The sequence below is a fragment of the Enterobacter sp. ZOR0014 genome, assembly GCF_000798855.1.
In the GTDB taxonomy this organism is placed as follows: domain Bacteria; phylum Pseudomonadota; class Gammaproteobacteria; order Enterobacterales; family Enterobacteriaceae; genus Enterobacter; species Enterobacter kobei.
In genome coordinates this window covers 1-14,810 of the sequence record NZ_JTLF01000175.1, presented here as the reverse complement: position 1 = coordinate 14,810, position 14,810 = coordinate 1, and the positions used below count along the sequence as shown (strand labels likewise).

Genomic DNA, 14,810 nt, shown 5'->3' with positions numbered 1-14,810 from the left:
GAACGCACAGGTATACTCCTGTCCTGGTTTTTTTATCACTTAGTCGGGAGTAGTTACCCTCCATGCAAGAAATTATGCAATTCGTTAGCCGCCATCCGGTTCTGAGCATCGCGTGGATTGGCCTGCTGGCTGCTGTGCTGTTCACCACATTTAAGAGCCTGACGTCTAAGATTAAGGTTATCACCCGTGGTGAAGCGACGCGTCTGATCAACAAAGAAGATGCCGTCGTTGTCGATCTGCGTCAGCGTGACGATTTCCGTAAAGGTCACATTGCAGGCGCAATCAACCTGTTGCCAGCTGAAATCAAAGCGAACAACGTGGGTGAGCTTGAAAAACACAAAGCCCAGCCAATTATCGTTGTTGATGCAACCGGTATGCAGGCGCAAGAATCTGCCAGCGCGCTTTATAAAGCGGGCTTCGAAAATGTAACGGTACTGAAAGAAGGGATCTCCGGCTGGAGCGGGGAAAATCTTCCTTTGGTTCGCGGTAAATAAGGAGTTCAGTCATGGCCAATATTGAGATCTACACCAAAGCGACGTGCCCGTTCTGCCACCGTGCGAAAGCGCTGCTGAACAGCAAAGGCGTCACGTTCAAGGAACTGCCGATCGACGGTGACGCGGTTAAACGTGAAGAGATGATCCAACGTAGTGGTCGTACGACGGTTCCGCAGATTTTTATTGATGCGCAGCACATTGGCGGCTGTGATGACTTGTATGCGCTCGACGCCCGTGGTGGACTCGATCCGCTGCTGAGCTAAGAGACTTTAGGACAATTAAAAAGGGTTTTTCCATGTCAGAACAAAGCAATAATGAAATGATTTTCCAGATCCAGCGCATCTACACGAAAGATGTCTCTTTTGAAGCGCCAAATGCGCCGCACGTTTTCCAGAAAGACTGGCAGCCAGAGGTTAAACTTGATCTGGATACCGCATCTACCCAACTGGCAGATGACGTGTATGAAGTTGTACTGCGTGTGACCGTGACCGCCTCTCTGGGCGAAGAAACCGCGTTCCTGTGTGAAGTACAGCAGGGCGGCATCTTCTCCATCGGCGGCATCGAAGGCAACCAGATGGCGCATTGCCTGGGTGCATACTGCCCGAACATCCTGTTCCCGTATGCGCGCGAATGCATCACCAGCCTGGTTTCTCGCGGTACATTCCCGCAACTGAACCTTGCGCCAGTTAACTTTGATGCGCTGTTCATGAACTATCTGCAGCAGCAAGCTGGCGAAGGTGCTGAACAACATCAGGATGCCTGATGAGCACTGTTAATGCTTCAATGACTGTGATCGGTGCCGGCTCATACGGCACCGCTCTTGCCATCACGCTGGCAAGAAATGGTCACGACGTGGTCCTGTGGGGCCACGATCCAAAACATATCGCCACGCTGCAGCACGACCGTTGCAATGTGGCGTTTCTCCCGGACGTTCCGTTCCCTGACTCCCTGCACCTGGAAAGCGATCTTGCGACCGCGCTGGCGGCCAGCCGCAACATTCTGATTGTCGTCCCGAGCCATGTGTTTGGCGAAGTGCTGCGTCAGATTAAGCCGCTGATGCGCCCGGATGCCCGTATTGTCTGGGCAACCAAAGGTCTTGAAGCGGAAACCGGACGCCTGCTGCAGGACGTTGCCCGCGAAGCGCTGGGTGATGCGATCCCGCTGGCGGTCATCTCCGGTCCGACCTTTGCCAAAGAGCTGGCTGCTGGCCTGCCGACGGCGATCTCGCTGGCATCGACTGACCAGGCTTTCGCCGACGATCTCCAGCATCTGCTGCACTGTGGCAAGAGCTTCCGCGTCTACAGCAACCCTGATTTTATCGGTGTCCAGCTGGGCGGTGCGGTGAAGAACGTGATTGCTATCGGTGCCGGGATGTCTGACGGTATTGGCTTTGGCGCCAACGCCCGTACGGCGTTGATTACCCGCGGCTTAACCGAGATGTCCCGTCTTGGCGAGGCGCTGGGCGCCGATCCGGCCACCTTTATGGGGATGGCGGGTCTGGGCGATCTGGTGCTGACCTGTACCGACAACCAGTCTCGTAACCGCCGCTTTGGCATGATGCTCGGACAGGGCAGCGATGTAAAAAGCGCGCAGGAGAAGATTGGACAGGTGGTGGAAGGCTACCGCAATACCAAAGAAGTCCGCGAATTGGCGCACCGGTTTGGTGTCGAAATGCCAATAACCGAGGAAATTTATCAGGTATTGTATTGCGGAAAAAATGCGCGCGAGGCAGCATTGACCTTATTAGGTCGTGCGCGCAAGGACGAGCGCAGCAGTAAGTAGTCGGAACCATTGTCACCTGAATGACCCAGCCAGCGCAGAACTGGCTGGTCATTAACTTATCGTCTGGAGTAAGCAATGCCGTGTGAAGAACTGGATATCGTCTGGAACAATATTAAAGCCGAAGCCCGGGCGCTGGCCGACTGTGAGCCTATGCTGGCCAGTTTTTACCACGCTACGCTACTCAAACACGAAAACCTTGGCAGTGCTCTCAGCTACATGCTCGCCAACAAGCTGGCCTCCTCGATTATGCCTGCTATCGCCATCCGCGAAGTGGTGGAGGAGGCATACGCCGCTGACCCGGAAATGATCGCCTCTGCCGCCTGTGATATTCAGGCCGTGCGTACGCGTGACCCGGCGGTAGATAAATACTCTACGCCTCTGCTATACCTGAAAGGCTTCCACGCCCTGCAGGCGTATCGCATCGGCCACTGGCTATGGAATGAAGGCCGCCGCGCGCTGGCAATCTTCCTGCAAAATCAGGTCTCCGTGACCTTCCAGGTCGATATTCACCCGGCAGCGAAAATTGGCCGTGGAATTATGCTCGACCACGCCACCGGCATTGTTGTGGGTGAGACGGCGGTGATTGAAGACGACGTTTCGATCCTGCAGTCGGTTACCCTTGGCGGTACCGGTAAAACCAGCGGCGATCGCCATCCGAAAATTCGTGAAGGGGTGATGATTGGCGCGGGTGCCAAAATCCTCGGCAACATCGAAGTCGGACGCGGCGCGAAGATTGGCGCAGGGTCGGTTGTGCTCCAGCCGGTTCCGCCGCACACCACCGCGGCTGGCGTACCGGCGCGTATCGTCGGCAAACCAGACAGCGATAAGCCGTCCATGGATATGGATCAGCACTTCAACGGTATCCACCATACGTTTGAGTATGGTGACGGCATTTAACTTCTGAGAATGGCGCCCGGGTACCCCAGCTGGCGCCATGCTTCATACACCACCACCGACACCGCGTTCGACAGGTTCATGCTGCGGCTGTCCGGCATCATCGGAATACGGATTTTCTGCTCAGCGGGCAGGGCATCCAGAATCGTGGCTGGCAGGCCGCGGGTTTCCGGGCCAAACATCAGATAGTCACCGTCCTGATAGCTCACGGCGCTGTGCGCTGGCGTGCCTTTGGTGGTCAGGGCGAACATGCGCTGCGGCTTTTCGCTTTCCAGAAACGCGGCGTAATCATGATGGCGCACGACGGCAGTAAATTCATGGTAATCCAGCCCCGCGCGACGCAGACGCTTGTCGTCCCACGTAAAGCCCATCGGCTCAATGATGTGCAGACGAAAGCCGGTGTTGGCACACAGGCGGATGATATTGCCGGTATTCGGCGGAATTTCTGGTTCGAATAAAACGATGTTAAGCATGCTGCCCCCTTAATTGCGGGGGCAGAATAGCAGAAAAGTGAGGAATTACGCGACGCCAGGTTCCTGCGCACGGCAACGCAGCATTTTGTAGCACGTTGCCGCTGCGGCGACCAGGGCAGGCACGCTGAGGATCATCAAAATACTGTCCGCCTGCCACTGCAGGGAAAGCAGCTGAGCGCTGGTCATGGTTCCCGCCACGCCGCCAAAGCGGCCGATCCCCTGCATCCAGGCAATACCCGTTGCGCGGCACTCTGTTGGGTAAAAAGTCGCTGCCAGGGTTTGCATGCCCGATTGCGCCCCGTTCATCGCGATCCCCATCAGGAAAATCAACCCGCCAAACAGGGCGATATGATTATGCTCAATGCCCAGTAACAGAATGAGACCCATTGTCAGCACAAAGCCACCCGCGACCACTTTGTGTGCCTCCCAGCGATCCATCATCCAGCCCGCGAGCAGAATGCCTGCGGTACCGCCGAAGGTGAACAGCGAGGTGAGCCAGGCGGATTCCGCCAGCGCATAGCCCATCCCCTGCATCAGGGTCGGCATCCAGCTCAGCAGGACGTAGTAAATCACCAGCCCCATAAAGTAAGTGACCCACAGCATCAGTGTGCCGGGCAGCCAGGGCATGGAGAAGAGCTGCGCCACGCTCCCTTTCTTAGAAGCGACTTTTTCCTCGGCCAGGAAAAAGCCGGTAACGCTCTCCAGGGTGCTGCGGCTGAACCGGCTGGCGATACGGCGGATCTGCATGACCTCCTTCCCGCGCTGCACCAGAAACTTCACCGACTCCGGCAAAAACAGCGCCAGCAGCAGCGTCAAAATCAGCGGCGCAATTGCACCCGTCAGCAGCACGCTTCGCCAGCCATGGTGGGGAATAAGCCACGAAGAGATCGCACCACCCCCTGCGGCACCCAGAGGGAAGCCGCAGTACATGGTATTAATCGCCATGGCGCGGCAGCGCTGGGGGGCGAACTCCGAAATCAGCGTAATGGCGTTTGGCATTGCGGCACCGAGGCCAAGGCCCGTCAGAAAGCGCCACAGCGTCAGCGTATTCAGAGTTTGCGCCCAGGCCGTGCCCAGGCTTGCAAGGCCGAAGAACAGGCAGGAGAAGACCAGCACGCGCTTGCGCCCCATCTTGTCCGATACCGGGCCTGCAATGAGGGCACCCAGCGACAAGCCCAGAAGGGCTGCGCTCAGCACCGGCCCCAGATCCTGTTTATGTATCCCCCATTCTGCCGACAGCGTAGGGGCGATGTAACCCATTGCTGCGGTATCAAATCCATCGATCGCCAGAACCAGAAAGCCCAGTACGATAAGAAGCCAGTGAAACCCTGAAAAGGGACTCTCATCGATCACCTGCTGAATATCCACCTTGCCTGAATACGTCATATGCTCCTCTCCGATGTGATGTTGTTTTTGTGTTCTTGTATTTGCTTGTCTATACAATTGCGGAGGGAGCAAATATGTCAAATTTTCTTATTCAATTTGTTATCTAAGTGTTATTTCTGGCAAAAAAAAAGCGCCCGAAGGGGGAACCGGGCGCGTGAACAGCGGTGTTAACAGGAGGGGTATTCAGGCAGCGTTTCCCTGCGCAAGGGGAGCCAGCGCCGCCGGTAATCGACTTAACTCCTGCACCAGAGAGTCTTTGCTGATTTCGCTAATGGTTTTCGCACCGGTCAGCGTCATCGCGACTTTCATCTCTTTTTCGATCAGGTCAAGCAGGTTCGCCACGCCAGCCTGACCCGACGTCGCCAGCGCGTACAGATACGCACGGCCCAGCAGCACGCTGTCGGCTCCGAGCGCGATCATGCGTACCACGTCCAGCCCGTTGCGAATGCCGCTGTCGGCCAGAATCGTGATATCGCCTTTCACCGCATCGGCAATGGCGGGCAGCGCGCGTGCGGAGGAGAGCACACCGTCGAGCTGACGCCCGCCGTGGTTTGAAACCACAATGCCGTCTGCGCCAAAACGTACCGCGTCGCGGGCATCTTCCGGGTCGAGGATCCCTTTGATCACCATCGGGCCGTCCCAGAATTCGCGGATCCACTCCAGGTCTTTCCAGGAGATGGACGGATCGAAGTTGTTCGCCAGCCAGCCGATGTAATCTTCCAGCCCGGTCGGTTTACCGAGGTAAGCCGAGATATTGCCCAGATCGTGCGGACGTCCGTTCAGACCCACATCCCACGCCCACTGCGGGTGCGTCACCGCCTGCCAGTAGCGGCGCAGAGCGGCATTCGGGCCGCTCATGCCGGAGTGGGCGTCGCGGTAGCGCGCGCCCGGCGTTGGCATATCGACGGTAAAGACCAGCGTGGAACAGCCCGCCGCTTTGGCGCGCTCCAGCGCGTTGCGCATAAAACCGCGATCGCGCAGGACGTACAGCTGGAACCACATCGGACGCTTGATGGTCGGCGCGACCTCTTCAATCGGGCAGACGGAGACGGTAGAGAGGGTAAACGGAATACCCCTGGCATCCGCGGCCGCCGCCGCCTGCACTTCGCCACGACGGGCGTACATACCGCACAGGCCGACGGGGGCGAGGGCGACCGGCATGGAGAGCGTTTCGTTGAACAGCGTCGTCTCAAGGCTCAGGTCAGACATATTCTTCAGCACGCGCTGACGCAGGGCCACCTCTGACAAATCTTCCACATTGCGGCGCAGGGTGTATTCGGCATACGCCCCGCCGTCGATGTAGTGGAACAGGAACGGGGGCAAAATGCGCTGCGCCGCGGCGCGATAGTCACTGGCTGCTGAAATGATCATGCTTTGTTCTCCCTGGAAATATCACTGTCGCCAGGCAGACGGGTAATACGCGCCTGTCGGGCCTGGTCTTCATCGAATCGTTTAATGGTGGTGTGAACGAAGCCGAGATGCGCCATCATCGCCTTGCGTGCGGCCTCGGCATCACCGGCCAGAATGGCGTTAAGCACCGCCTCGTGTTGTTCAGTCAGTTGGGCAAACACCGGCGGAACCAGGTACATGCGCTGGCGGCTTTGTTTGACAGAGGATTGCAGCAGGTCGAAGAACCCGCGCATGGTCTGGAGCAGAACCACATTGTGCGACGCTTCGGCAATGGCCAGGTGAAAACGCACGTCAGCCTGGGAGGCGATATCCGGGTCGCTGCTTTGCGTGGCCTCAAAGCAGGCTTTGAGCTTCTCTTTGTCGGCCTCGGTTGCCCGCATGGCCGCATGCCAGGCGGTGCTGGTCTCGATGGCGTGACGCGCTTCGAGGATGTCAAAGCTGTAGTCCGGGTCATTTTCCATCAGCGTCTTCAGCGGCTGAACGATGTTTTGCTCGGACCAGTCGTCATGCTGCCAGCGCACAAAGGTGCCACCGCCGCGACGGCTCACCAGTACCCCTTCGCTGACCAGCGTGGCCAGCGCTTCACGTAGGGAATTACGCGATACACCAAGCTGGGCGGCGAGCTGGCGTTCAGCGGGCAACTTCATGCCCGCTTCCAGCTGTTGTTCTTCAATCAGCGCCCGTACGCGAGAGGCTATCTCGTCGGACAGGCGTCTGGGCATCACTATCATGGGATCATCCAGGTTAAGACATAAGCCTGCAGGGTGGTGATCACCCCGACCATGCAGGTGAATATCAGGCTGTGTTTCACGGTAAAGCGGAACAGATCCGACTCTTTACCGACCAGTCCCACCGCCGCACAGGCAATGGCGATGGATTGCGGGGAGATCATTTTCCCGGTCACGCCGCCGGTGGTGTTCGCAGCGACCAGCAGAACATCCGACACGCCAATCTGCTGGGCTGCCGTAGCCTGCAGTGCAGCAAACAGGGCGTTCGACGAGGTATCTGACCCGGTCAGGAACACACCCAGCCAGCCGAGGAACGGTGAGAAGAAGGTGAAGGCGTGGCTGGTATGGGCCAGCGCCAGTGCCAGCGTCGATGACAGGCCGGAGTAGTTCGAGATAAACGCGAACGCCAGCACCATGCCGATGGAGTAAATCGGCAGCATCAGCTCTTTAATAGTCGCTGCAAAGGTCTGCACCGCGGTGGCAGGCTTCATGCGCAGCCACACCACGGAAAGGATCGCGGCAAACAGGATGGCGGTCCCGGTGGCGGAGAACCAGTCGAACTTATAGACCGCGGCATACGGTGTGGCGGCATGCACGACTGGAGGCATGCGGGCGACCATTTTGTCGAGGAACGGCACGGAGATGTTAATCACCATGTCGTACAGCGCGCCGCCCGGGGCGAACAGGGCTTTAAACGGCGGGATGCTCCACAGCGTTACCGTTGCGGTCAGGAACAGGAACGGTGACCAGGCACGGATCACCTGCCCTGCGGTATAGCCCGTGCGTGCCAGGGTTTGATCGACCTGCGAGGCACCCATGTCGGCGAAGCGGAAAATACGTACCGGCTGCCAGCGTTTCAGGAACAGGGTCAGGCAGACCAGCGAGACCAGCGACGAGATAATGTCCGGCAGCTCCGGACCGAGGAAGTTTGAGCTCAGGTATTGCGCGATGGCGAACGAACCGCCCGCCACCATTACAGCAGGCCACGTCTCTTTCACGCCGCGCCAGCCGTCCATAATCGCCATGATCCAGAACAGCACGATAATGGTCAGGAACGGCAGCTGGCGACCCACCATCTGGCCGATCTCAAAGCTATCCAGCCCGGTCACCTGCCCGGCGACCAGAATCGGAATCCCCATTGCGCCAAATGCCACCGGGGCGGTATTCACAATCAGGCACAGGCCCGCGGCATAAAGCGGGTTAAAGCCGAGGCCCACCAGCAGGGCGGCCGTAATGGCGACCGGTGCGCCAAATCCGGCGGCACCTTCCAAAAACGCCCCGAAGGAGAAGCCGACAATCAGCATCTGCAGGCGCTGGTCCGGCGTGATGGAGAGAATCGACGAGCGGATGATGTCGAACTGCCCGGTTTTCACCGAAATTTTATAGACAAAGACAGCGGCGATGATGATCCACGCAATTGGCCACAGACCGTAGAAGAAACCGTAGACAACGGAGGCCAGCGCGCGATCGACCGGCATTTTGTAGAAGAACAGCGCCACCAGCAGAGCGATGGCAACGGTGTACGTCGCGGCAAGGTAGCCCTTCAGCTTGAGCTTAATCAGCGCAAAGAAGAAGAACAGGATCGGAAGCGATGCGATCAGGCTCGACAGCCAGATATTTCCGGCCGGGTCGTAGTTTTGTTGCCAGAGGCTCATGCAGGTCTCCTGGGGACCAGATAACCTGCGCGGCGGGTGAGTCTCCGCTCATCTCTGCATCACAGGTTATGTAAAAGTGGTCCTGCCAATGTTGTGTTGTAGGGTTAATGACAATGAATGGTTAATCAGATGTTATGGGGTGGCAATGGTTTTGTGAGCGGAAATAATGGAATTGTGAACCAGGAAAGAAAGAAAAGGGGGATTGGTTGGGCCAATTTGAGGCGGGGGCTCCACAGAATAATGGTGGCCCCCGCAGAAGAGTTAATCGAATTTCAGGAATTAGACAGCATTTTGAATAGAAGCGGTATCTCCGATGACTATCAAACCATCTTGTTGCTTAAGACGGTTATCTTTAATCTCCAGCTCAATAACATCGGAGATCACTTTTCGAAGAACACTACTGGTTGATTTAAAACCAAGCATCCTTGAGACAGATGTAATGATTTCATCTTCAGTTGCTCCCAGGCTTGCGCTAACGATGTCAAATATACCCGAAGCGATTTCTATAGGTGCGATCAGTTCTGGTTTACGCAAGCCTGCAGATAAGACGTTCTGTCTGTTACGAAGTCGAATAGTTACTTCCTTGTGTATGAAAAATTCATGTTCCTTATAAATATTACCTTTCCTGCAGGCAATTTGAGCAGCATGACTAACAACGCTTTCTATCCGTGCACCAGCCCGTTGTAATCCCCATGCGGAGCGAAGACGAGTTATTACTTCGTTAATATGGATAGGAGATTCTGTGAAGACTATTTTTTCAACCATGTCAGCAAGTATGCCGGTTGGTGTTTCATGTAAAGCATATGAAAGATTGGCTTCGGGCTGTGCTTCTTCATAACTCACAGACTGGTCATTAGCGGAATCAGTTCTATCAAAACCAACCTCAATAACGTCTTCTCGTTCCACTGCCACGATATCAACAGGAACAGCTCGGGAACGCCCGTATGTATGTTCTGCTCTGCTATTCAGTTCTGCTTTTGCATTATCAATAGCATCAATAACTTTTTGCAATTGTTCCTCTGGTCTTTGGAACCAATCCGTACTCCAGATTCGGTGTATTATCCAACCATGATCTTCAAGAACGGCTTGACGTAAACGATCACGCTCTCGGGCAGACCGAGAGGAATGATAAGCACTGCCATCACATTCGATCCCGAGAAGATAACGTCCCGGTAATTCAGGATCGGCAATTGCTAGATCGATAAAGAAGCCAGCAATTCCTACTTGCGGGTGTACTTGATAGCCTCGGTTCTGAAGTGCTGAGGCGACTTGTTCTTCAAATACGCTATCCATCGGACGCCCGGAAACTTTGGACATAGATAAGCGTCCTGTACGGGCATATTGAAGGAATAGTTTGAACGCTATTACGCCAACACCTTTCGCTCGCTCAAGATCAATATCTTCATCGGTGATCGATGCAAAAACCTCACATCGACGTTTTGCACGGCTAATCAGCACATTCAGCCGTCGCTCACCACCTTGCGAACCCAGAGGGCCAAATCGCATTGCCAGATAGCCTTGTTTATTACGCGCATACCCTACAGAGATCATGATGACATCACGTTCATCACCTTGGATATTTTCCAGGTTTTTAATGAAGAATGGCTCTCCTGGATGGGAATTAAAGAAATCCTCATATTGAGGATTTAAACGGCGAAGAACCTCTAATTCATCCTGAATAGCCTTACGTTGTGAAACCGAGAATGTTGCGACTCCCAGTGACAATTCGGGATTCTGCTGTACATGCTCAAGAATTGCGGTAGCAATTCTTTTTGCCTCAATAGGGTTGGCATTACCTGCACCTGATTCGAAAACACCGTTTTCAACATAATGGAATCGCAAGCCCATACCCGCCTCTTCAGTGTATGGGCTTGGTACTATAAACAATTTGTTTTCGTAGAACTGACTATTAGAAACCGCAATAAGCGACTGGTGTCGACTACGGTAATGCCAGCGGAGCATTCGCTGTGGCAAGCCTCTGGCAACAAATAATCCAAGTATGCTTTCGATATCTGCTACTTGCGTCGAATCTTCATCCCCATCATCGTTACTGGCTTCAGTCATACGAGAGAAGAAACTGGTTGGCGGCAATTGCCTTTCATCCCCGACAACAACAACTTGCTGACAGCGCGCAATTGCACCTATGGCATCGACAGGCTGAATCTGGCTGGCTTCGTCCATAACGAGCAAATCAAATTTTTGCTTACCTGGGATCAAGAATTGTGCGACAGAGAGTGGGCTCATCATCATGACCGGTTTGATTGCCTGAATTGCCGGGCCCGCTTTAAGCATCAATTGGCGAATAGGCATATGGCCTCTTTTCCTCGCCATTTCGGCACGCAGGACTCCAACCGGACCTGCCGCTCCGATTTTTGAAGGAATACGACGATGGTGTGCCCGAGCGACCTCAATACTTGAGCTCTTTATACGGCGTAAATCCATTTCGGCAAAGTACTGCACTTTTCGGTTATGAAGTTCACCGTCGAAGCGGGAAAGAGACGGTGTCTCTTTAGCCATTAAACTGAACAGCGATTCATAATAGGTATATTCGACCGAGCTATAACAAGTTGATAATGGTAAGCGCCCATCCTCAAGCCGTTCTACAACTTCTGAGAGTCCCAAATTATTTGCCTGGTTGCGCCGGTGTTGCCAGGCAACCCATTTAGACAGTTGTTCGGCATTTTCAGTCCAGGAGGTTAGTTTTTGCAGGACACTATCGATACGTAAATGCTGATTATCCAAATGGAAGAATTCGTCGGTGGACGATTCGAGTTCATTGGCCAGATTTTCAAGTTCGTTAATGATAGAGACACGTGTCGCTGAAAGTTGATTAGCGGAGTTCAGTAACTCACCACGATCGTTTACGGTCGCGCATATGAAGCGTAAGTCACCGTGTTTTTCAATCCATGTACAATCGCTAACGATATTTTGCCAGTTGGACAGTGTACCTTGCCATGTACTACCCAATGCTGCGCTTCCCAATTCGTATTGGGATTCGATGGCCTTCTTTTGATATTGCAATGCGATAATCTTCTTGACCAGCGCCAGACGTTCACCAGGGCGATCTGCCGGATCTTTAAACACCTGTTGCGATGTTGAATCTATACGGCTAAGTTTTTGAGCCATAGCTTCAACATAGCTTAATGGAACACGCTTAATAGAATAATGATTATCAAACCAGGATTCTGCAGTTGCGCCAAAAGCCTTCCAAAGTTGTTTCAGTTCAATATCGGCTTGATTAAGAAGCTGCTCCAGTTTCTGGCTAAAGTGCCTCAACGTTTCACGATCAGACAGTTGGCTCGCCAGTAAACGTGCTTCTGAACCAACATCTTTAAGCGTTGCCATCCATTCTACTAATGCCTTCAGAGCACTGCTGTCACTGTTTTCACCACGCCAATGTGAGCCAAACGCACTGTTCCCAAACTCGCTAGCGTTGGCGATGTTTTTTCGTAGCGCTTGCGCCTGAATAACCTTATCCAAAAGCTCAATTTGCTGCTGAATAGGTTGATTTGTATTTCGAATGAGGGAGTGAGCAAGTGCACGTGAACGACGCCATTCGCTGTTCAGTATTTTGAACACCCCAGTATGTATCACAAGGTTATGACGAATTTGTGTGAGTTCGGTATCCCATATGGTCTCCGAAACATGGGGATCGATTTTCTGACGCAAAGAATGTAAATCAGCGATTGAATTGACCAACTCTTTGGCTTGTTCGACACCATGCTCCCATACGGAAGCGACAAAAGCTTGCGGGCTCGCATCGGGGGCATCAGCTACGCGTATGCTGAGTTCAATCAGATTATTGATTTCCTGAGATGAACGATACAGAGATTCAGTACCTAGCTCTTTCGTCAGATGGGCCACTGTTAATTGAATTTGCGGTAATAGTGGTAGTAATGCTCTTGCAGCTGAGAAGGCATCTGGCAAAAGATCCTCTGGGACTGTTTGCAATTCATCTCTGAATTCAAGTAGAGGGGTATCAAACTGTTCATCATGAAGCAGGTCTTTGATTTCCTCGAAATTATTTTGATACGTTGTACCCTGCTCAATTAGACTTTTTATTTCGTAAAGAGAGTTAGACCAGACGGGATTAACTAGTGCAGCTTCCTCTAACTCAGGTGCCTGATTTATGAGGTTAGCAATCTGAAAAATTTTGTCCGCCTCGTTGAAAAGTACTGGTTCAGGTGTTATTCCAACTCGTACAGCTAAAGTCGCTATAGTGTTATGAAAGTCATGTACTTTGTGTAACAACGTAGTAATTTTTGGCATCAGGCGATCGAGTTCACCCGGTAAAACGGATTCTCGTTTGACACCATTCCAGGGATGATTATGGGGTAACCCAATATTCTCAATTCGTTCAATAAGCTCTTTAACGAGATCCAGCCGTTTTATCAGATCGTTATTACTCCATTCATCGAAGCCATGAAGAATGAAGTCCGTAGGTGTTTGTTCATTTTGACGCAATCTTACCAATTGCCCAATCACCTGATAAGGGCTCAAACCCGAAGGTGTATAGACTTTGTGGAGGCGCGCTGGGTGGGCATTCAGGGAGTCACGAGCTTCGGTTAAGTTCTCAATTAATTCATCAGGAAATTCACCGCGGGGCGAACCTAAATCCCATACTCGCTTCAACTCCTCGAGTAAAAGTCGTTTATTGGCCTTGTTGCTATGAAGTTCTAAACAGGCATCACCGACTCCTGTTTGGTCGAGACGGCGTTTGACGACTTCAAGAGCTGCCATTTTTTCTGCAACAAAAAGTACTGTTTTTCCATCCGCAATAGCCGACGCAATAATATTGGCTATTGTCTGTGACTTACCCGTGCCAGGAGGTCCTTGTATGACAAGGTTTTTACCTCTCCTTACTTCATGGATCGCCAGCGTTTGAGAGCTATCGCTATCCATAATATGAAGCATATCTTTAGGCGTGATAAGGTGGTCTATAGAGCTGTCTTCTGAAAGTAGTCCGTCGCTTTCATCAAACCCTTCTTCCATGAGGGCGCGAATAAGATATTTTGATGTAATAGCTTCATCATCGGGCCAGTTTGCAGGATCGAGATCTCGATACATCAAAAATTTAGAAAATGAGAACAAACCAAGGATGATGTCATTTGTTATAACTTCCCAGTCTGTTTTCAATGCTATTGATTGCTGTACAGCTTCAAAGTAACTACTTATGTTAATTTCATCATCATCAGATTGCATTACAGGTAATGTGATCTGATGTACGCGTTCAAGGAATGCTTCCAAAGAGAGGTTAGGAATGATGTCTTCTGAACGTGCTTTTAGTTTAAATCTTTCTCCAGCACTACCGCGTTCCAGACTTACTGGCACTAGTATCAGAGGAGCATAACGGACATTCTCTTTATTGGCGGGATCTACCCACTTCAATGTGCCCAGTGCCAGGAAAAGAATGTTTGCGCCTTGCTCCTCTTCAAGCGTTTTGGAGTCGTGGTACAAATCAAGTAATCGAGTTTGCAACCCTTTAGGGGTTAAACGAGTCTGCAGTTTAGTATCAAGATGCTGCGATTTGATTTCGGTATTTTTTTCATCAAATTGATAAATAAAAGCTTTTTCGTCTGAAAGACCATCTTCAGTCTCCTGGTCGTCTTCTTTACCTGATTTACCATGCAAAAATGTGAACGTTTTTTTTTCATTAAACAGAAGGTTGTAGACCAGTTCAGAACGCTCATCAATCACTTCCAAGAAACGTGTATTCTTCGATCGCGGAATGTTTAGTAAGCGGTTTCTTGCCCCCAAATCCAGAAGTTCAGCCCTGGCTTTTTCAAGTTTTTGTTCTAAAGAAAGGGCGCTGTTTTGAAAGGTAGAGCTCTCAGTAGAATTCATAAAATTTATAACCTAATGCAATGACATACCATCATGTCAAAGAAATATATTATATTTCAATGACGTGCCGTGTGTATTAGTTAGATCGAAAGAAATGAATGTCCACTTTACTCTTAAGAATGAGAATTGTGAACCTGCAGATTT

11 protein-coding genes are annotated in these 14,810 nt (G+C 52.3%); 5 read left to right on the top strand and 6 right to left on the bottom strand.

All coding sequences use genetic code 11. The features are described 5' to 3' along the window. Positions 1–62: 62 nt before the first annotated feature. From L977_RS09380 to cysE, 5 genes are all read left to right on the top strand, one after another. Positions 63–494, top strand: a complete 432-nt coding sequence (locus L977_RS09380) for a rhodanese-like domain-containing protein (protein ID WP_014882007.1) — start codon at positions 63–65, stop codon at positions 492–494. A gap of 11 nt (positions 495–505) precedes the next feature. Then, complete coding sequence (grxC, locus tag L977_RS09375) at positions 506–757, top strand: glutaredoxin 3 (RefSeq protein WP_014882008.1); 252 nt, start codon at positions 506–508, stop codon at positions 755–757. Between the two features lie 32 nt (positions 758–789). After that, positions 790–1,257 (top strand): protein-export chaperone SecB, encoded by a 468-nt coding sequence (gene secB, locus L977_RS09370; protein ID WP_008502716.1) that lies wholly within the window; start codon positions 790–792, stop codon positions 1,255–1,257. Beyond that, entirely contained in the window at positions 1,257–2,276 is a 1,020-nt protein-coding gene (gpsA, locus tag L977_RS09365) for an NAD(P)H-dependent glycerol-3-phosphate dehydrogenase (protein ID WP_014882009.1), read from the top strand. Before secB ends, gpsA begins: the two co-directional genes overlap by 1 nt. Positions 2,277–2,351: 75 nt before the next feature. Beyond that, positions 2,352–3,173 carry a serine O-acetyltransferase gene (cysE, locus tag L977_RS09360; RefSeq protein WP_008502718.1) on the top strand — a complete coding sequence of 274 codons (822 nt, stop codon included), beginning with the start codon at positions 2,352–2,354 and terminating at the stop codon, positions 3,171–3,173. On the opposite strand, the gene trmL is transcribed toward cysE, so the two are convergent. From trmL to L977_RS09330, 6 genes are all read right to left on the bottom strand, one after another. After that, positions 3,170–3,643: a tRNA (uridine(34)/cytosine(34)/5-carboxymethylaminomethyluridine(34)-2'-O)-methyltransferase TrmL gene (gene trmL, locus L977_RS09355; RefSeq protein ID WP_014882010.1), complete on the bottom strand. Its 474-nt coding sequence runs from the start codon at positions 3,641–3,643 to the stop codon at positions 3,170–3,172. The two genes, cysE and trmL, sit on opposite strands and share 4 nt — an antisense overlap. 45 nt (positions 3,644–3,688) lie before the next feature. Then, the gene (locus L977_RS09350) at positions 3,689–5,029 is read right to left on the bottom strand and encodes an MFS transporter (RefSeq protein WP_047625634.1); all 1,341 of its coding nucleotides are present in this window, start codon (positions 5,027–5,029) and stop codon (positions 3,689–3,691) included. A gap of 183 nt (positions 5,030–5,212) precedes the next feature. After that, positions 5,213–6,400 (bottom strand): FMN-dependent L-lactate dehydrogenase LldD, encoded by a 1,188-nt coding sequence (gene lldD / locus L977_RS09345; protein ID WP_047343733.1) that lies wholly within the window; start codon positions 6,398–6,400, stop codon positions 5,213–5,215. After that, positions 6,397–7,170 carry a transcriptional regulator LldR gene (gene lldR, locus L977_RS09340; RefSeq protein WP_014882013.1) on the bottom strand — a complete coding sequence of 258 codons (774 nt, stop codon included), beginning with the start codon at positions 7,168–7,170 and terminating at the stop codon, positions 6,397–6,399. The genes lldD and lldR overlap by 4 nt, the downstream gene beginning before the upstream one ends. After that, positions 7,167–8,822, bottom strand: coding sequence for an L-lactate permease (lldP, locus tag L977_RS09335; RefSeq protein ID WP_023338905.1), 1,656 nt, complete (start codon positions 8,820–8,822; stop codon positions 7,167–7,169). Before lldP ends, lldR begins: the two co-directional genes overlap by 4 nt. Positions 8,823–9,101: 279 nt before the next feature. Next, positions 9,102–14,666, bottom strand: coding sequence for a DUF3320 domain-containing protein (locus tag L977_RS09330; RefSeq protein ID WP_047625633.1), 5,565 nt, complete (start codon positions 14,664–14,666; stop codon positions 9,102–9,104). Between the last annotated feature and the right edge of the window lie 144 nt (positions 14,667–14,810).